Below are 17,966 nucleotides of genomic sequence, written 5' to 3'. Positions count from 1 at the left end.
TTTTTAACAAATATAATTCTTGCTGATTAATAATAAAATAATTAACATCAATCTCGATAATTTAACTTTATTTGCGGATAAACTGATCAATTGTGAATTACCTTTCTGTTGAAAATATTGCGAAGTCCTATGGCGAGCGTGTTTTATTTACGAATATCTCCTTCGGAATTAATGAGGGGCAAAAAGTTGGCTTTGTAGCCAAAAATGGTACGGGAAAAACTTGCCTGTTAAATATTCTGGCCGGATTTGATACGCCAGATGAAGGAAATGTGGTCTATCGTAAAAATATTAAAACTGCGTTTTTACCGCAGGAACCCGACCTAAATCCTAATTTAACGGTAGAGCAAACCATTTTCTCTTCGGAAAACGAAACGCTTGAAATCATAAAACGTTACGAAGCTGCCCTGAAAGATCCATCAGATACTGAAGCTTATCAAAAAGCCTTTGAGGACATGGAAGCTGCACAGGCCTGGGATTTTGAAACTCAGTATAAACAAATCTTATTTCAGCTTAAACTGGAAGATTTACAAAAAGAAGTAAAAAACCTTTCCGGAGGGCAAAAAAAGCGACTGGCTTTAGCCAATATGCTGCTACAAAAACCTGATTTTATAATCATGGATGAGCCTACCAACCATCTTGACCTGGATATGATTGAATGGTTGGAAGAATTCTTTAGGAAAGAGAATTTTACCATTTTCATGGTAACTCACGATCGCTATTTCCTGGAGCGGGTGTGTAATGAGATTGTAGAACTGGATGAAGGCCAGCTTTATACCTACAAAGGAAATTATTCCTATTATTTAGATAAAAAAGAATCCAGGATTGAGCTGGAAAATACCAATACCGAAAAGGCGAAACAGCTTTTTAAAAAAGAACTGGATTGGATGCGCCGCCAGCCTAAAGCGCGTACCACGAAATCGAAATCAAGAATCGATGATTTTCACGAAATAAAGGATCGTGCTTCTAAACGACGTAAAGACCACGAGGTGCAACTGGAAATTAATATGGAACGATTGGGCAGTAAAATGGTCGAACTCCATAACATTTCCAAGAGTTTCGAAAACAAAACACTTTTCGAAAATTTTGATTATAACTTCCAGAAAGGAGAACGCGCCGGGATTATAGGTAAAAACGGTACCGGAAAATCAACATTTTTAAATATTCTTACAGGCCAAATAAAGCCTGATACCGGGAAAGTAGTAGTAGGTGAAACCATTAAATTTGGTTATTACACACAAAACGGAATTCAAGTGAAGCCCGGTCAAAAAGTAATCGATGTGATTCGTGAATTTGGGGATTACATTCCGCTAAAAAAAGGAAGGCAAATTTCTGCGCAGCAATTATTAGAACGTTTTCTTTTCGATCGTAAAAAGCAGTATGATTTTGTAGAAAAGCTTAGTGGTGGCGAGAAAAAACGATTGTATTTGTGTACCGTTTTGATTCAAAACCCAAACTTTCTAATCCTGGATGAACCTACCAATGATCTGGATATTGTTACACTTAATGTTTTAGAAAGCTTTCTTTTAGATTATCCGGGATGTTTATTGGTCGTTTCCCACGATCGTTATTTTATGGATAAAATCGTAGATCACCTTTTTGTTTTCCCTGGAAATCAACAAATCGAAGATTTCCCCGGAAATTATTCAGATTACCGTGCCTATGAAGGAAGTACCGCTACTTCAGAAGAAAAAAACGAAACCTCAGAAAAGACTACTAAAAGCGATTGGAAAGACAATAGTACGGGATCTAAACTGAGTTACAACGAACAAAAAGAATATCAAAAATTAGAAAAGGAAATTGCTAAGCTCGAAAAGAAAAAAGAAGAAGTGCAGAAAAAGTTTCTTGAAGAGATGAGCGGAGAAGAAATCGACAATACCTCTTTAGCCTTAAAAGACATTGAAAAACAAATCGAAACCAAAACCGAACGATGGTTCGAGCTGATGGAGAAAATGGAGAGTTAGCATTTAGAAAATAGAATAGAATTTACTTTGCTGTTAAAATCAGGATTATACTCATGGTCCTAATTTAGATAAGATCATGTGGTGATTTGAAAATTTGATGATGGATTTTTTAATTTTGAATGTTGAATCTTAAATTTTGAATTCTCTGAAAGCTAATTTTTTATTGATAACTGTAGATTGACGGCTACCACTCCCGGAACTTCGATACGATTTCTAAGAAATCACTCAGTGCACCAGGCTAACGACGGTTGAGTCATTTTAAAAAGAACAATAAATCGAAGCTATAGTGGTGAACGGGGATAAGTTAGAACGTTTTAAGTAGAAAGTAAAAAGGGAGAATCAGGAATCAGGAATCAGGATAAAATTTTGAATTACTTTGAGCTGACAGCTTAGAGCTAAAAAACTGTAAACCGTTAAACTATAAAAAAAGATTGCACCAATTAAAAGCTTATATAAAATTCCTTTTTTCGTCACAAAACCAACACGGCTTACACTCTCCTTTTGTTTACGATTTGGTGACCAACTGCTTTTACGATAAAAAAAAATATCCGGAATACACCAAAATTAGGAATTACAAAACCGAGCTCTTAACTAACCAAAAAGAAATTGAAGTAACCGATTTTGGTGCCGGTAGCCGAATTTTTAAAAGCAATAATAGAACGGTTTCTAAAATCGCTAAAGTAGCCGGAATCACTTCAAAAAAAGCAAAATTCTTATTCAGGATCACTAAATATCTTCAGTTGAAGAATTGTTTGGAACTTGGCACCAGCCTGGGAATTGCCTCTGCAGCCATTGCTTCCGCTGAAAAAGCAAGATTGATTACGGTTGAAGGTTGCCCGGAAACCGCAAAGATCGCCCGGCAGCATTTCGAGAAATTCGGTTTTAAAAATATTGATCTAAAAATTGGTGAATTTCAGCACTATTTACCTGATTTCATAAATTCGGAAAAACTCGATTTAATTTACTTCGACGGTAATCATCAAAAAGCCGCTACCCTTCAGTATTTCGAAATGCTTCTACCCACAGCGCATAATGATTCGGTTTTTATTTTTGACGATATTCACCTTTCCGAAGAAATGGAAGAAGCCTGGAAAGAAATTAAGCAACATCCAAAAGTGCAGGTGACGATCGACACTTTTTATTTAGGCCTGTTGTTCTTCCGCAGGGAACAGGCAAAACAAGATTTTAAAATTAGATTGTAACAAAAACCAAATCCCTGCGTCATATTCATATAAACTGGTTTTCTATGAGCAAGAAGGTTATCGAAATTAGAAATATTATTCGAAATTTCCCTTTAGGGCAAGAAATTGTAAAAGTGCTTAAAGGTATCGATCTGGATATTGATCGTGGTGAATATGTAGCATTCATGGGGCCTTCGGGATCGGGAAAATCAACTTTAATGAACTTATTGGGTTGTTTGGATACGCCTACCGGCGGTTCCTATATCTTAAATGGAAAAGATGTAAGTAAAATGACCGATAGTGAACTGGCGGAAGTACGGAACAAAGAAATTGGGTTTGTATTCCAGACCTTTAACTTGCTACCAAGAACCACTGCTTTAGATAATGTCGCGCTTCCCATGATTTATGCCGGCGCCTCTAAAGCCGACCGTAAAAAAAGGGCTGAAGAAGTTTTAACGAATGTGGGGCTCGGCGATCGTATGGACCATAAACCCAATCAACTTTCAGGAGGACAACGGCAACGTGTAGCTGTTGGACGGGCTTTAGTCAATAAACCTTCGATAATTCTTGCCGATGAACCAACGGGAAACCTGGATTCTAAAACCTCTGTAGAAATCATGAATCTTTTTGATGAAATCCACGCCGCGGGGAATACCGTTATTTTAGTTACGCACGAAGAAGATATTGCAGAACATGCTCATAGGATTATTCGCTTACGTGACGGAATTATTGAAAGTGATACCAGGAAAGAAGTAGTGAGTAGTGAGTAGTGAGTAGTGAGTAGTGAGTAGTGAGTAGTGAGTAGTGAGTAGTGAGTAGTGAGTAGTGAGTAGTGAGTAGTGAGTAGTGAGTAGTGAGTAGTGAGTAGTGAGTAGTGAGTAGTGAAAGATTGAAAATCAAATATTTACAGCACGCTTTATTTAAAATAATTTTCAACTTTCCAACTTTATAACTTTATAACTTTATAACTTTCAACTTCTTAAACAACCTCATCCCCTCATCTACTCGATAATTTCTAGTGTATTTTTCATACTTCAATTCAAACTGAACAAACTAACCGCTGATACTTACCGCTATTCGCTTTAAAGAAAAATCTTAACTTTGTATGTATAACGTAGAATCTTAAGCTTGTGTTCGATTTAGATCAGGAAACCTATATTTATCTTATCATCATTGCTATTGGATTGCTGGTATTTTCAATGGGTGCCAAGCAGCGAAAAAAAAGACGTAGCGAAAATCTGGATTTTCGAAGAAGATATCAGGCCCGCAAAAAAGAAGAAGAAAAAGAAAAAGAAACCAACTGAGTGGTGGCTAAACTTTGTAATTTCGCTTTTCAATGCTCTTTTGAAAAAATTACCGAATGAAAATTTATACAAAAACAGGAGATAAAGGCACTACTGCTTTATTTGGTGGTACCCGCGTCCCTAAACATCATATACGTATTGAAAGCTACGGAACCGTAGATGAACTTAACGCTCATATTGGGCTTATTAGGGATCAGAAAATCGACGACACTACGGCTAAAGTTCTACTTGATATTCAACATAAACTGTTTACTATTGGCGCTATACTGGCCACCGATCCAGAAAAGGCAACACTAAAAAATGGTAAATCCAGGCTAAACATTCCGCGTATCTCTGAAGAGGATATCCATTTACTGGAAACTGAAATGGATAGAATGAATGAAGAACTGCCTGAAATGACTCATTTCATATTACCGGGAGGGCATCAAAGCGTGTCATTCTGTCACATAGCCAGATGCGTTTGCAGGCGTGCAGAGCGCTTAAGTACAGCATTATATAATCAGGAAGCATTTGATGAAGAGGTTTTAAAATACTTAAACCGACTCTCTGACTACCTCTTTGTACTGGCACGACTATTGACTAAACAACTGCAAGCTGAAGAAATTAAATGGATTCCTGAAAATTCATAAAAATCAGCAACATTAAAAACCTCTGGGGCGAGCGCACGATGTATTAATCAGAAAATATTTTGATACTTTCGAGACCGTATATGAAAATTAAAACCTCTATGAGGGATTAAATGTAAAAGATTGCTGTATTTGCTAGGCTTTTAGCGCTTTTGCTTATGTTCTTAACTATATTGAATAAAAAGCAGACTTTTTTCTTGGGTATTTCAGTAAAAAAATTATTTTTGCAGAAATTAAAAACCCGATTAACTAATGTACTGGACTTTAGAATTAGCATCTTATTTAAGTGATGCACCATGGCCGGCCACCAAAGATGAGTTAATTGATTACGCCATTAGAACCGGAGCACCACTAGAGGTAGTTGAAAACCTACAGGCCATTGAAGATGAAGGTGACTCTTATGATTCTATCGAAGAAATATGGCCCGATTATCCAACAGATGATGATTATCTGTGGAATGAAGATGAATATTAAATCACATTTGTACGCATAAAGTTAAAAGTCTCATTTATTAATGAGGCTTTTTTTTTGCTTACCTTTGAACCCGTAATAATAGAAAAACTATGAGTTTTTTAGAATCTGTATTAAAAGTATTTGTTGGCGACAAATCCAAAAAGGACGTCAAAGAAATACAACCTATTGTAAATAAAATTAAAGCGCTCGAAGCAGATTTTGAAGCATTGAGTTTAGACGAGCTTCGCGCTAAGACTACACATTTTAAATCAAAAATATCAGAAGCTTTAAAAGATGTAAATCAACAGATTGAAAATCTTGAAAAAGAAGCCGAAGAATCTGATGATATTACACGTAAAGAAGATATCTATGCCGAAATCGACGGACTTAAAGATAAGGCCTACGAAATTTCAGAAGGTGTTTTAAACGAAATTCTACCAGAAGCATTTGCTACTGTAAAGGAAACGGCAAAACGTTTTGCTGCCAATCCAACTTTAGAGGTTACCGCTTCTGCTTATGATCGCGAGATTTCCGCAGAAAAAGATTACGTTACCCTGGATGGCGATAAAGCGATTTGGAACAACTCCTGGGATGCAGCCGGTAAACCGGTAACCTGGGATATGGTTCATTATGATGTGCAGCTTATTGGTGGTGTGGCAATGCACCAGGGTAAAATTGCAGAGATGCAAACCGGGGAAGGTAAAACTCTTGTTGCAACCCTTCCTGTTTACTTAAACGCGCTTACCGGGAAAGGGGTTCACCTGGTAACGGTTAACGATTATCTGGCAAAACGTGATAGTGCCTGGATGGCACCCATATTCGAGTTTCACGGCCTAAGTGTAGATTGTATTGACTATCACCGCCCTAACTCGGCTTCCCGCAGAAAAGCTTATAATGCAGATATCACCTACGGAACCAACAACGAATTTGGTTTTGATTACCTAAGGGATAATATGTCGCACGCTCCAGACGATCTGGTACAGCGTCCACATAATTATGCGATTGTCGATGAGGTCGATTCGGTTTTAATTGATGATGCCCGTACACCGCTTATTATTTCGGGACCTATTCCTAAAGGAAACATACATGAATTTGATCAGCTAAAACCAGCTGTTTCGAATATCTATGAAATTCAACGTAAAAAGGCTACAGAATTTCTTCAGGCAGCTAAAAAATTAATTACCGAAGGCGATCAAAAAGAAGGCGGACTTCAACTATTACGGGCTTACAGAGCACTCCCAAAGAATAAAGCCTTAATAAAATATTTGAGTCAGGAAGGTATAAAACAAATTCTTCAAAAAACTGAGAATCATTACATGCAGGATAACAACCGGGAAATGCCTAAGGTTGATGCCGAATTGTACTTTACCATTGAAGAAAAAAATAACCAGATCGATCTTACTGATAAAGGTATTGAATATCTTTCTGGACAGGATGATCCCAATTTCTTTGTCATGCCAGAAATTGGTATGGAAATCGCCAAAATCGAAAACGAGGGTCTTTCTAAAGAAGAAGAAGCAGAGAAGAAAGAAGAACTTTTCCGTGATTACAGCGTAAAAAGTGAACGTATTCATACACTGCGTCAGCTTTTAAAAGCCTACACCCTATTCGAAAAAGATACCGAGTATGTGGTGATGGACAATAAGGTAAAAATCGTAGACGAGCAAACCGGCCGTATTATGGACGGGCGTCGTTATAGCGATGGTTTACACCAGGCAATTGAAGCAAAAGAAAACGTAAAGATTGAAGATGCTACCCAAACTTTTGCTACAGTAACCCTTCAGAATTACTTTAGAATGTACCGTAAACTTTCGGGGATGACAGGTACTGCGGTTACTGAGGCTGGTGAATTCTGGGAAATCTATAAATTAGACGTTGTTGAAATTCCAACAAACCGACCAATTGCCAGAAACGATAAAGACGATCTTGTTTACAAAACAAAACGTGAAAAATATAACGCAGTAATCGATCATGTAACCGACCTTTCTAAAGCAGGAAGACCGGTACTAATTGGTACCACTTCAGTAGAAATTTCTGAGCTTTTAAGTAGGATGCTTAAACTTAGAAATGTGCCTCACAATGTATTAAATGCAAAATTACATAAGAAGGAGGCCGATATTGTTGCTGAAGCAGGTAAAGGTGGTATCGTAACCATCGCCACTAACATGGCAGGTCGTGGTACTGATATTAAACTTTCTAAAGAAGTAAAAGAAGCCGGTGGTTTAGCGATTATTGGTACAGAACGTCATGATTCCCGTCGTGTAGACCGCCAGTTAAGAGGCCGTGCCGGTAGACAGGGAGATCCGGGTAGTTCTCAGTTCTATGTTTCTTTAGAAGATAACTTAATGCGTTTGTTTGGTTCTGAAAGAATAGCCAAACTTATGGATCGTATGGGACTGGAAGAAGGCGAAGTGATCCAGCATGGTATGATCTCTAAATCTATCGAAAGGGCTCAGAAAAAAGTTGAAGAAAACAACTTTGGTATTCGTAAACGTCTTTTAGAGTATGATGATGTAATGAATGCCCAACGTGAGGTAATTTATAAAAGACGTTACCATGCTTTATTTGGTGAGCGTTTACGTGTAGACCTTGCGAATATGATATTCGATATTTCTGAATTAATTTCTGAAACCAACAAGCAAGCGAATGATTATAAGAATTTCGAATTCGAATTGATTCGTTATTTCTCTATGAGTTCTCCGGTTTCTGAAGCTGACTTTGGAAAAATGAATGTTCAAAAAATTACCGCTGAAGTTTATAAAGCTGCCTACGAGCATTATCGTGAAAAAGTGAAGCATAGTGCTGCCAGAGCATATCCTGTAATCGAACAGGTGTACGAAGACGAAACGAATAACTTCGAGCGTATATCTGTACCTTTTTCTGACGGTCAAAAAACGCTCCAGGTAGTTACTAATCTTGAAAAAGCTTACGAAACCAAAGGCGAACAGCTAATAAAAGATTTCGAGAAAAATATCACCTTGGCCATTATCGATGATGCCTGGAAAACGCACCTTCGTAAAATGGACGAGTTGAAGCAAAGTGTTCAGCTGGCTGTACACGAGCAAAAAGACCCTTTATTAATTTACAAATTCGAAGCATTTGAATTGTTTAAAGCCATGCTTGAAGATGTAAATCGTGATGTGATTGGCTTCTTGTTTAAAGGAGAAATCCCGGAAGGAAACATGACTAACATCCATGAGGCCAGAAAACGCCGTCAAGAAAAAATTGAAGCCTCTAAAGAAGAAATTCAGAATCTTGATGAGCGTGCGGCGCAAAGTCGTGCAGCAGGGAATGCTGCCAGTGGTGCACAACAACCCCAACGTCCTCAGGTAACCGAGACTATAGTTCGTGAACAACCAAAAATTGGTCGTAACGACAAAGTGGTAATAAAACATGTCACTAAAGGTGAAAACAAAACCGTAAAATATAAGCAAGCTATTCCATTAATCGAAAGTGGTGAATGGGTTGTGGTTAAAAAAGCTTAATATTTTAATTTACCAGATATTGAAAAGCTGTCTTTTAAAAGGCAGCTTTTTTTTATTTCATTTTTCGGTATTCGGTTAAAGGTTTAACCTTGTATTATACGGTTTTCAAATCATCCGTACTCATATCACTACATTATCTCATTTTCAATAATCCATTGTCCATTGAATTTATATAGCCTTGCTTCCTGACTCTTTAATATTCAGTATACAAAGGCTACAGTCTATATGCTAATAGCAAGGCTTAAAACTAAAATTCCATCTTTACTAACCAGTCTTAAAAATGCTTTCTTATTTTTGCTACTCTAAAAAGTTGACCAACGAATGAAAAAATTTAATGTTGAAGTAAAATGGGGAGTCACTTTTGTGATCGCCCAACTCATCTGGATTGCTTTCGAAAAAATAATGGGATGGCATGATGAGCATATCGACGTACAGGGTGTCTATTCTTTATTTTTCGCAGTAATTGCTTTTTTAATTTATTACGCAGCTTTAAGAGAAAAAAGAGAAAAGTACTTCCAAAACGAAAAATTCGGATGGCAACAGGGCTTTATCAGTGGTGTAATTCTTACCGGAGTAATCACAATTCTTACGCCGCTCATCCAGTATTTCGCGGTCACAGTTATTAGTCCGGACTATCTTCAAAATATGATTACACTTTCAGAAAAACAGGGTATGACCCCAGAAAATGCTGAAATGATGCATGGTATGAAAATGTATATTTTTATGCAGATTTTTAATGCTTTAGCTATGGGAATTGTTACCGGAGCAATCGTAGCGTTAATTACTAAAAAGAAAGAAAAGTAACTTGCTGAAAAGCTATATCTTCAACAACAAATTAGGGTCGGGGCAATTCTCCAAATAAAAATCCAGGTCTTTTTTAGAAGCTACGCCCGGATAGTCTCCTTTATTTTGCTGTAAGTCTTTAATAATCTGAAAATGTAAATGCGGTGCATAATCTCCGTTTTCCTCTGCAGCGCCAAGTTCAGCTATTTTTTCCTGTGCTTTTACCTGCTGTCCTACTTCTATTTTCTCTAATGACTTTCTGCTTAAATGCCCATAAAGGGAATAAAAAATCTCATCATCAAAATCATGTTTTAAAATCACTGTAGGCCCATAATCTCCAAAATTAGCATTATCCTGAAAGCTGTGAACCTCTCCCTCTAATACCGCTAGCACATCGGTTCCTTCAGCCGTCCAAATATCCAGGCCAATATGGATATTACGGTTTAAAAATTCTTCTACATTTTTATTGAAAAGCTGACTACGTTGGTAAAGTTTTCTCACTTCATTATAGCCACCAAAAGCCACTTTTTTACCGGCGACTTTAAGATTATGATCTATAAATATAGAAAAAGCTTCCGAAGAAAGTTGTTCTAATTTCAAAAGTTCCGGGTTATTTGCAGACAGGTCGATGGCAATGAAATCTTCCTGTTGTAAATCTCCTCCTACAATTGGAGTAAAATCTGCAGTTAACCCGGAAATGTATTCAGCGAAATTAGTTTTCATAGATTGCATTTTCGCCAAAAGTAATCTTTGCGTTCTAATTTAGCAACACGTCACTAAATCTTGCCGAAATGCTAATTTGAGCATCAGTATTTGAGCTTTTATGATATCCCTTTAGAATTTCATTGTCGTACGACGAAGTTTTATCTACTTTTAATCCTCCAGGGTAATTCACTTCACTTTGCGTACCGTTGTAATTAAATTTAAAAGCAGATTGTGGTAACTTTAATTTAAGATCACTATTTTCAAGACTTATATCAAGATTCTTAAAACTACCGCCTACATTTTTAATCGCTAAATTTCCAAAGGTCCCCGATAAAATCCCTGTTTCGCTTAAGCGATTTATACTCACGTCGCTACTGTTAGAGATCAATTTTATACTTCTAGCTGTATTGATAGCACAACTTGGCAGATAAGAAGCATTTAAAACTCCATAATCCCAATTTTCTATAGATACCGGCGTATAAGAAACCTTTACATGAGTATCCTTACCGGTGATTTTATTCGCTTTAAAATTGGTATGAGCCAGCTCAGCTATTAAATTGTCAGCATGATCTAATGCTATTTTACCATATCGAACATTAAGTTTGATTTTAGCATTTCTGGGCGCGTTTATTTTAATGGTTTTTTGGGCCTGGCTACCATCACTGTTTCGATTCAACATAACGATATTTGGCACATTTTGCCCAGTTTTCTCTTTAACTGCCATTTTCTTCTCAAAATTCTTTCCCCAGGCTTCCATTTTCTCACCAAAAGATTCTCCCCATTTCTCCATACTGGCACCAAAAGAATTTCCCCATTCTTCCATACTTTTTTCGAACTCTTCGCTATTTACTTCAGCATTTTTTTCAAAATTTGCCGCCCATTTCTCCATTTTCCTTTCAAAGTCTTTTCCAAACTTTTTATCCACCTGCTTTTCGTAACGCTCTAAATAGGCATCTCCTTCTTTACGATAAGCTTCATAATCAAAATTTAAATCTCCCATATTTTCAAATAGATCCGGTGGTAAAGGATGTTCAGATATATTTTGTAATAAAGGGGTTACCAAATTATCCATTATTGGCCCCATAATTTCTGGTAATTGCGCTAAAGCATTATTAAGTTCAGGTCCGTTAATGTCTACATCCCAGTTCACATTCATATCAGATTTTGATGAAACCTGAACCTTATTTTTAGATCCACTAGTACTAAGCTTCCAGTTATCCATCATTTTTGTGGCTTTATTCTTTGGCACACCATCATTTATAAAAGCTTCGATCGTTACCGTGTTTTTATCCCAGCTTTCTATGATGATATTGGTGTTTTTAGCATCTACCTCAATAACGACATCCTTGTTTACATCATAACTGCGCCGCATCATATCCTGCGCTGAAGCACTAAATGTACATCCCAAAAGGAAGAGTAAAATATAATTAAGCTTGTGCATTTTCATAACTGTTGTCTTTTGATCCTTTAATTTCTTTTAGCTTTTGTTTTAGTTTGAACAACAACTCTAATCTCAGCTGTAAGTTAGCGACCATGGCTTCGATGGTTTGTTCATTAGGTCCTAACTCATTTAATTCGTTATTTAATCTTTTGTATTCTTTATCCAGCTCTGCCAATTGTTTCATAAATGAATCGATGAGCTCCTTATTTTCTTTGTTAATACTCAGTTTTGCCAATTCCATATTAAGGCTCGCCATATAATAATCTTCGATCTTTTTATATTGCGGCGATACATCACTTAGCTGAAATTGTTTTGTTGCTGTGGTATTTTCTTTTTTCTCTTCTACAGGTTTTTCTTCGGAAGTCTCTACAACCTGAGGTCCATAAGGATCTACTGAAGTTCCTGAATTAAAGTAAAAAAATCCTCCTGCCGCCAGTATTATTACAAGGATCGCAGCGATTTGAAAAAACCATTTACGACCGCCTGACTTTCTCTTTTTAGGAAAAGCTTTATTTAATCGATCTTCAAATCTTGCCTGATGTCCCTCCGGCATTTTAAACTTTCTGCTTTCTTTATCCTTCTGCAGCATTTTTCTTATATCCTGTCCCATATCTCAATTCTTTTTAGGCGTATTTTTCTGCTTTGTAAAACAGTCATCCTCGCTTATAATGTTGTTTTTCTATTCATTCCTCCTGAGTCCGCTTCAAAATTCCTGATTTTCTCCTGCAATTTTTTCTTTCCGCGGTGCACCAGCGTCCTGGAAGCCACCTGACTAATATTCAGAATTTCTGAAATTTCTTCATGATCATATCCTTCTACTAAAAAAAGCATTAATGGATATCGATACTTTTCCGGAAGCTCACTAATCGCACGCTTTATGTCTTCAACAGTAATCCCGTCGTTGACATTCCAGTCCTCTTCCTCGTCTACGATGCCAAGAACCTGCTCGTTCATCGCAACCTGCTCCAGCTTTTTTGCTTTAAGCTTATCCAGACATTTGTTTATAACGATTCTTTTAAGCCAGGCACCAAAAGTAACCTCTCCGGTAAATTGATGCAGTTTTGCAAAAGCCTTGATAAAAGCTTCCTGCATCGCGTCTTCTGCCTCCTGAGTATCGTTCATAAACCGTAATGCCACGTAATACATACCTTCACAGTATTTATTGTAAAGCTTAAGCTGCGCTTTGCGGCTATTGTTCTTACAATCTTCTATTAACTGATGTTGTAACAAAATGGTTTTTTGATTGGTTGTTGTTCACTTTAAAGACGAGTTAAAATTCACTATGTTGCAAAAAGTATATTTTTTTTGAATAAAAATGTAGATTTCTAATTATATCCTTACTTTAATACTTTAAAATCTGCATCAGCTTTAAAGCCTTTAGATCAAATATAATATTATGAATAATAGCCTTAAGTTAGTACTTAAAATTTTAGGGATCAGCCTTTTGGTGATTGCCGTCATATTTTTTGTAGTTCGCTATAATACCAAAGCATATAGTCCAGAAGATACAGTATCCTACACCAATAATGATCTTACCATAGAAGTTTTTTATAACCGCCCTTATAAAAAAGGAAGGGAAATTTTTGGAAATCTAGTTCCCTACGATTCTGTTTGGCGTACAGGCGCCAACGAGGCTACGACCTTTAAAACCAACAAAGATATAATGGTAGATGGGAGTTTACTGCAAAAAGGAGAATATACCTTATGGACGATACCAAAAAAGAAAAGCTGGGAAATTATTTTTAATAATAAAATGTATCCCTGGGGGATTGATTTAAATGGCAAGGTGTATCGTGATGCCAAATTTGATGCACTTATTGTTGAAGTTCCCTCTAATAAACTACAGGAAACAGTAGAACAATTCAGCATTTATTTTGAACAAGCCAATGACTTTGTATTTATGGTTTTAGCCTGGGATCGTACTAGTGTGGCCGTTCCTATAAAAATAAAAGAGACTCCTACCATAGAAGCCCCTTCTAAAAATTAAGCAATTTTTATCGAATCTTAGTCTTCGTCTATAAGAAGATTTAAGGTAACATCGATATTATCTCTGGTCGCTCTTGAATAAGGACACACCTCATGAGCTTCATTGATTAAATCTTCACCGGTTTCAACATCAATATCCGGAATATAAATATCTAAAATGGCAGAAAGGTCTAATTCCTCATCTTCATTTTGTCCTAAATCGATCGTCACTGTAACATTATAATCTCCAAGATCTACATTTGCGTTTTTAGCGACCATTTCTAAAGCGCTACCAAAACAAGCAGAATATCCTGCTGCAAAAAGTTGTTCCGGGTTCGTATAATCTCCACCTTCACCACCAAGACTTTTAGGCATTGAAAGTTGTAGGTCTAATATCCCATCATCACTAATAGTTCTGCCTTTTCTACCACCTTCAGTGGTTACCTTAGCTGAATACAAAGTTTTCATTTTTTCGAATTTTTATATTATTCCTTTTCAATATAACATTCCCAAAATTCGCATTCAAAAAATGTATTCATAAATTTGTCATAAATAAACGCATCTTGAAAAAATCTTCCAATACATCTGCCCTATCTCAAAGTAATAGCATTCCTGCCTCAGCAAATGTTAGTAATACTTCTGCGGAAAAAATTAAATCGTTGCGGAAGAAGAAACAGGATCATACTGAAATTCTAAATCGTCTTCTTCAGGGTAATCAAACAGCGCTGGGAAAAGCCATCACTCTGGTTGAAAGTAATACTATAAAACACCAGCAACAGGCATCAGCAATTATCGAAGGGGCTATAGCTTCTTCAGGACAATCAATTCGAATTGGTATCACCGGAGTTCCCGGTGTAGGAAAAAGTACATTTATTGAAGCTTTCGGAACGTATCTACTCAGTTTAGGCAAAAAGGTAGCTGTTCTTGCCGTAGATCCCAGCAGTAGTATTTCTAAAGGCAGCATCCTGGGAGATAAAACCCGAATGGAAAAGCTTGTAAAAGAAGAAATGGCGTTTATACGTCCCAGTCCTTCTGGGGATTCTTTAGGAGGCGTTGCTCGCAAAACAAGGGAGAGTATTATGCTTTGCGAAGCTACAGGCTTTGATGTAATTTTAATTGAAACTGTAGGCGTTGGCCAAAGTGAAACCACCGTACATAGTATGTGTGATTTCTTTTTATTGCTGAAATTAGCCGGAGCCGGTGACGAATTACAGGGCATTAAACGCGGAATCATGGAAATGGCCGATGCTATCGTTATTAACAAAGCTGATGGGGAAAATGTAAAGGCTGCCAATACCGCTAAATTAGATTTTAGAAGAGCGCTACATCTTTACCCTCCAAAAGAAAGCGGATGGACACCCAAGGTCTTACTTAGCAGTGCTTTATATAATACCGGTATTCCTGAAGTTTGGGAGCTGATCACGTCTTTTGAAAAAAATAGTAAAGAAAATGGCTATTTTGAAGAGAATAGAAAACAGCAAAACAAATTTTGGCTCCTACAAAGTATAAATGAGCAATTAAAACAGTCTTTCTATCAAAATCCTGAGATAAAAGTGGCTCTTGAAGAACAATTACAGGCAATTTTCGATAAAAAAACCTCTCCTTTTATCGCTGCTCAACAGCTTTTGGAAAAGTATTCTAAATTATAGAAAATTGGCTTTATACCAGTTAATTTGACGTTGCAATCCATCCTTTAAAGTTGTAGTTGGATGGTAATCCAATATTTTTTTAGCCTTATTGATATTAGCACGAGTGTGCCACTGGTCTCCTTTACGCCTTGGTTTAACCTCTAATTCAATCTTTTTCCCTAAAAGTTCTTCCACATAATCTATACCTTCCTGAGTGGTATACTCAGCTTCTGTACCCAAGTTAATGATCTCTCCATTTAATTCATGATGCTTTTTCACCGCCGAAAGTAATCCTTCTATAATATCCCCAACATAAGTAAAGCTTCGAAGGTGCTTTTGGCTTCCGCTAAATAAAGGAAACTTTTCATTGTTAAAAGCGCATGCAATTAATTTAGTATATAACTTTTCAGGTCGTTCCCTTGGTCCATAAACCGAATATAATCGTAATGAACTACTGTTTAAACGTTTCGCCCTGGATTCAGCTAATACCAATTGTTCGGCAGCTAATTTGGTTACGCCGTAAAACGAAGCAGGTTGTGCTGCAGCATCTTCAGGAAAGGTAGCTTCCAATCCATATACTGAAGATGTAGAGATATTAAAAAAATGCTTTAGCTTCTTATTTTGATGGGCAAACTCAATTAAATTTTGAGTCGCAATAACATTATTTTGCAGATATTGATCGAAAGTACTGCTGGAGGATATACCAGGTTGTGCCGCAAAATGAATTATAAAATCAAAATCGCTGGTAAGCTTTTTAAAATCTTCAGGCTTTCTTAGATCTACTTTCTTTATCTGGATATTGTTTTTACGAAGACTTTCTGTATTTAATTCTTTCAATTTTACATCGTAGTAATCAGAAAAATTATCTAATCCAATCACTTCGTAACCTTCTTTACTTAATGCTTCGGCAGCATGAGAACCTATAAAACCGGCTGCACCGGTAACCAAAACTTTCATCATTTAAAGTCTAAAATTATCAACATCCTGAAAATTTGCGGGGGCAAAGTACAATGATTATCATTAAAAAACGATATTTCCTGTAAGAACCTTCTTTTTTTTTCTTTTAAAAGATACATTTGCAGTCAATTTATCAATTATGGAATATCAGTTTACGATCATTGTTCCTATCTATAACGAGGAAGAAAACCTGGAACGGCTGGAACAACAGTTATCAACTTATCTGGAAATTGCTGTGAAGCCCACCTGTATCCTACTGGTTAACGATGGCTCCTCGGATAACAGTTTATCGATGATCGAAAAAATTTGTGCTGGTAATGAAGCATTTTATTTTATTTCTTTTGCACAAAATTGCGGATTAAGCGCTGCAATTAAAGCTGGGTTCGATTATGCTAACACACCGCTAATTGGGTATATCGATTCAGATCTACAAACCGATCCTGAAGATTTTAATCTTTTAATGCAGGATATTGGGGAATATGATCTTGTGACGGGATGGCGTGCAGATCGAAAAGATTCTTTTGTAAAAAATATGTCCTCGCTTATCGCTAATGGTATTCGTAAAAGCTTTACGCACGACGGTATGAACGATACCGGCTGCCCCCTAAAAATCATTAAGGCAGATTATGCAAAACGTATCCCGATGTTTAAAGGCTTACACCGATTTTTACCGGCAATGATAATGTTACAAAACGGGAGTGTAAAACAAGTGCCTGTGAGACATTATCCCAGAATTGCCGGTAAAGCCAAATTTCATGTATGGAACCGCCTTTTAGGTCCTTTCCTAGATTGCTTTGCATATTTGTGGATGAAGAAAAAGTATATCAACTATAACGTGGCTAAAAAAGGATGATGCCTTGGTACATATATACCATAGGCTTTGTGGCCCAAATTCTTTTTTCTGGAAGACTATTGTTACAGTGGATACTTTCAGAAAAACATAAAAGGGTCTTAACCCCCAGCCTTTTCTGGAAGTTAAGCTTAATTGCCTCTTTCCTGCTTTTTATCTATGGTGACTTAAAAGATGATTTTTCGATCATGTTTGGCCAGGCCATTACCTATTACATTTATATTCGTAATTTACAATTGCAGGGAGAATGGGAAAAAATGAAGCGCATATTACAGCTCTTCATTTATATCTTCCCCGCTTTTGTGGTATTTTATAATTATAATAATGGTACATTAGATTTACAACGCTTCTTTAATAGTGAGAATATCCCCCTCTGGCTCGTAATTTTAGGTATCGTTGCTCAGATCATTTTTAATCTGCGATTCCTCTACCAATGGATGTATTCTGAAAGAAAAAAAGAAAGTATTCTCCCATTAGGATTTTGGATTTTGAGTTTAATCGGTGCCAGTCTCATTTTAATTTACGCTATTATTAGAAAAGATCCTGTTTTATTTACAGGCCATATTTTTGGAAGCGTAGTTTACGTAAGAAATATTATCTTAAGCCAAAAGTCTAAACGATAATTAA

General features: G+C 36.7%; 18 protein-coding genes. 12 read left to right on the top strand and 6 right to left on the bottom strand.

Features of this window, described 5'->3' with window-relative positions:
• Positions 1-92 precede the first annotated feature (92 nt).
• The 8 genes from AC13DP_RS09635 (at position 93) to AC13DP_RS09600 (ending at position 9,814) form a co-directional block, all read left to right on the top strand.
• Positions 93-1,961: an ABC-F family ATP-binding cassette domain-containing protein gene (locus AC13DP_RS09635; protein ID WP_483067696.1), complete on the top strand. Its 1,869-nt coding sequence runs from the start codon at positions 93-95 to the stop codon at positions 1,959-1,961.
• A 431-nt stretch (positions 1,962-2,392) separates the two neighbouring features.
• Entirely contained in the window at positions 2,393-3,163 is a 771-nt protein-coding gene (locus AC13DP_RS09630) for an O-methyltransferase (RefSeq protein ID WP_483067695.1), read from the top strand.
• 44 nt (positions 3,164-3,207) lie between these two features.
• Positions 3,208-3,912, top strand: coding sequence for an ABC transporter ATP-binding protein (locus AC13DP_RS09625; RefSeq protein WP_013070583.1), 705 nt, complete (start codon positions 3,208-3,210; stop codon positions 3,910-3,912).
• Between the two features lie 360 nt (positions 3,913-4,272).
• Positions 4,273-4,446: a hypothetical protein gene (locus tag AC13DP_RS09620; protein ID WP_228251810.1), complete on the top strand. Its 174-nt coding sequence runs from the start codon at positions 4,273-4,275 to the stop codon at positions 4,444-4,446.
• 56 nt (positions 4,447-4,502) lie between these two features.
• Positions 4,503-5,075: a cob(I)yrinic acid a,c-diamide adenosyltransferase gene (locus tag AC13DP_RS09615; RefSeq protein WP_347405966.1), complete on the top strand. Its 573-nt coding sequence runs from the start codon at positions 4,503-4,505 to the stop codon at positions 5,073-5,075.
• A gap of 249 nt (positions 5,076-5,324) precedes the next feature.
• Positions 5,325-5,546, top strand: a complete 222-nt coding sequence (locus AC13DP_RS09610) for a DUF2795 domain-containing protein (RefSeq protein ID WP_013070580.1) — start codon at positions 5,325-5,327, stop codon at positions 5,544-5,546.
• Between the two features lie 89 nt (positions 5,547-5,635).
• Positions 5,636-9,010 (top strand): preprotein translocase subunit SecA, encoded by a 3,375-nt coding sequence (secA, locus tag AC13DP_RS09605; protein WP_013070579.1) that lies wholly within the window; start codon positions 5,636-5,638, stop codon positions 9,008-9,010.
• Between the two features lie 321 nt (positions 9,011-9,331).
• The gene (locus tag AC13DP_RS09600) at positions 9,332-9,814 is read left to right on the top strand and encodes a DUF4199 domain-containing protein (RefSeq protein ID WP_272959678.1); all 483 of its coding nucleotides are present in this window, start codon (positions 9,332-9,334) and stop codon (positions 9,812-9,814) included.
• Positions 9,815-9,826: 12 nt separating this feature from the next.
• Here the strand turns inward: AC13DP_RS09600 and AC13DP_RS09595 are convergent, their stop codons facing one another.
• Genes AC13DP_RS09595 through AC13DP_RS09580 form a run of 4 tightly spaced genes read right to left on the bottom strand, consistent with a single transcriptional unit; the run spans position 9,827 to position 13,169 of the window.
• Positions 9,827-10,525, bottom strand: a complete 699-nt coding sequence (locus tag AC13DP_RS09595) for a peptidoglycan DD-metalloendopeptidase family protein (RefSeq protein WP_228251808.1) — start codon at positions 10,523-10,525, stop codon at positions 9,827-9,829.
• A 25-nt stretch (positions 10,526-10,550) separates the two neighbouring features.
• Positions 10,551-11,945 (bottom strand): hypothetical protein, encoded by a 1,395-nt coding sequence (locus AC13DP_RS09590; protein ID WP_483067694.1) that lies wholly within the window; start codon positions 11,943-11,945, stop codon positions 10,551-10,553.
• On the bottom strand, positions 11,926-12,549 hold the full coding sequence (locus tag AC13DP_RS09585) for a hypothetical protein (RefSeq protein ID WP_483067693.1): 624 nt from the start codon (positions 12,547-12,549) through the stop codon (positions 11,926-11,928). Before AC13DP_RS09585 ends, AC13DP_RS09590 begins: the two co-directional genes overlap by 20 nt.
• A gap of 53 nt (positions 12,550-12,602) precedes the next feature.
• The gene (locus tag AC13DP_RS09580) at positions 12,603-13,169 is read right to left on the bottom strand and encodes an RNA polymerase sigma factor (protein WP_483067692.1); all 567 of its coding nucleotides are present in this window, start codon (positions 13,167-13,169) and stop codon (positions 12,603-12,605) included.
• 166 nt (positions 13,170-13,335) lie between these two features.
• Between AC13DP_RS09580 and AC13DP_RS09575 the strand changes: the two genes are divergently transcribed.
• Complete coding sequence (locus AC13DP_RS09575) at positions 13,336-13,926, top strand: DUF2911 domain-containing protein (RefSeq protein ID WP_272956879.1); 591 nt, start codon at positions 13,336-13,338, stop codon at positions 13,924-13,926.
• A 17-nt stretch (positions 13,927-13,943) separates the two neighbouring features.
• Here AC13DP_RS09575 and AC13DP_RS09570 read toward each other — a convergent pair whose 3' ends face one another.
• Positions 13,944-14,372: an organic hydroperoxide resistance protein gene (locus tag AC13DP_RS09570; RefSeq protein ID WP_228251803.1), complete on the bottom strand. Its 429-nt coding sequence runs from the start codon at positions 14,370-14,372 to the stop codon at positions 13,944-13,946.
• 95 nt (positions 14,373-14,467) lie between these two features.
• Here AC13DP_RS09570 and meaB point away from each other — a divergent pair, with 95 nt between their 5' ends.
• The gene (gene meaB, locus AC13DP_RS09565) at positions 14,468-15,553 is read left to right on the top strand and encodes a methylmalonyl Co-A mutase-associated GTPase MeaB (RefSeq protein ID WP_483067691.1); all 1,086 of its coding nucleotides are present in this window, start codon (positions 14,468-14,470) and stop codon (positions 15,551-15,553) included.
• Here the strand turns inward: meaB and AC13DP_RS09560 are convergent.
• Positions 15,548-16,489, bottom strand: coding sequence for an NAD-dependent epimerase/dehydratase family protein (locus AC13DP_RS09560; protein WP_272956897.1), 942 nt, complete (start codon positions 16,487-16,489; stop codon positions 15,548-15,550). The genes meaB and AC13DP_RS09560 overlap by 6 nt on opposite strands.
• 139 nt (positions 16,490-16,628) lie before the next feature.
• Between AC13DP_RS09560 and AC13DP_RS09555 the strand changes: the two genes are divergently transcribed.
• Positions 16,629-17,342: a glycosyltransferase gene (locus tag AC13DP_RS09555; RefSeq protein WP_272956881.1), complete on the top strand. Its 714-nt coding sequence runs from the start codon at positions 16,629-16,631 to the stop codon at positions 17,340-17,342.
• Positions 17,339-17,962 (top strand): lipid-A-disaccharide synthase N-terminal domain-containing protein, encoded by a 624-nt coding sequence (locus tag AC13DP_RS09550; protein WP_483067690.1) that lies wholly within the window; start codon positions 17,339-17,341, stop codon positions 17,960-17,962. The genes AC13DP_RS09555 and AC13DP_RS09550 overlap by 4 nt, the downstream gene beginning before the upstream one ends.
• Positions 17,963-17,966 lie beyond the last annotated feature (4 nt).

Source organism: Zunongwangia sp. L-65 (genome assembly GCF_056859415.1).
This window is presented reverse-complemented; position numbering and strand designations above follow the sequence as displayed.

Bases quoted from the DNA above. Each gene is read 5' to 3' on its own strand.
- AC13DP_RS09595 (WP_228251808.1), bottom strand. From the start codon at position 10,525: ATGCAATCTATGAAAACTAATTTCGCTGAATACATTTCCGGGTTAACT.
- AC13DP_RS09610 (WP_013070580.1), top strand. From the start codon at position 5,325: ATGTACTGGACTTTAGAATTAGCATCTTATTTAAGTGATGCACCATGG.
- AC13DP_RS09570 (WP_228251803.1), bottom strand. From the start codon at position 14,372: ATGAAAACTTTGTATTCAGCTAAGGTAACCACTGAAGGTGGTAGAAAA.
- AC13DP_RS09625 (WP_013070583.1), top strand. From the start codon at position 3,208: ATGAGCAAGAAGGTTATCGAAATTAGAAATATTATTCGAAATTTCCCT.
- AC13DP_RS09615 (WP_347405966.1), top strand. From the start codon at position 4,503: ATGAAAATTTATACAAAAACAGGAGATAAAGGCACTACTGCTTTATTT.
- AC13DP_RS09585 (WP_483067693.1), bottom strand. From the start codon at position 12,549: ATGGGACAGGATATAAGAAAAATGCTGCAGAAGGATAAAGAAAGCAGA.
- AC13DP_RS09550 (WP_483067690.1), top strand. From the start codon at position 17,339: ATGATGCCTTGGTACATATATACCATAGGCTTTGTGGCCCAAATTCTT.
- AC13DP_RS09590 (WP_483067694.1), bottom strand. From the start codon at position 11,945: ATGAAAATGCACAAGCTTAATTATATTTTACTCTTCCTTTTGGGATGT.
- AC13DP_RS09560 (WP_272956897.1), bottom strand. From the start codon at position 16,489: ATGAAAGTTTTGGTTACCGGTGCAGCCGGTTTTATAGGTTCTCATGCT.
- AC13DP_RS09555 (WP_272956881.1), top strand. From the start codon at position 16,629: ATGGAATATCAGTTTACGATCATTGTTCCTATCTATAACGAGGAAGAA.
- secA (WP_013070579.1), top strand. From the start codon at position 5,636: ATGAGTTTTTTAGAATCTGTATTAAAAGTATTTGTTGGCGACAAATCC.
- AC13DP_RS09575 (WP_272956879.1), top strand. From the start codon at position 13,336: ATGAATAATAGCCTTAAGTTAGTACTTAAAATTTTAGGGATCAGCCTT.
- AC13DP_RS09600 (WP_272959678.1), top strand. From the start codon at position 9,332: ATGAAAAAATTTAATGTTGAAGTAAAATGGGGAGTCACTTTTGTGATC.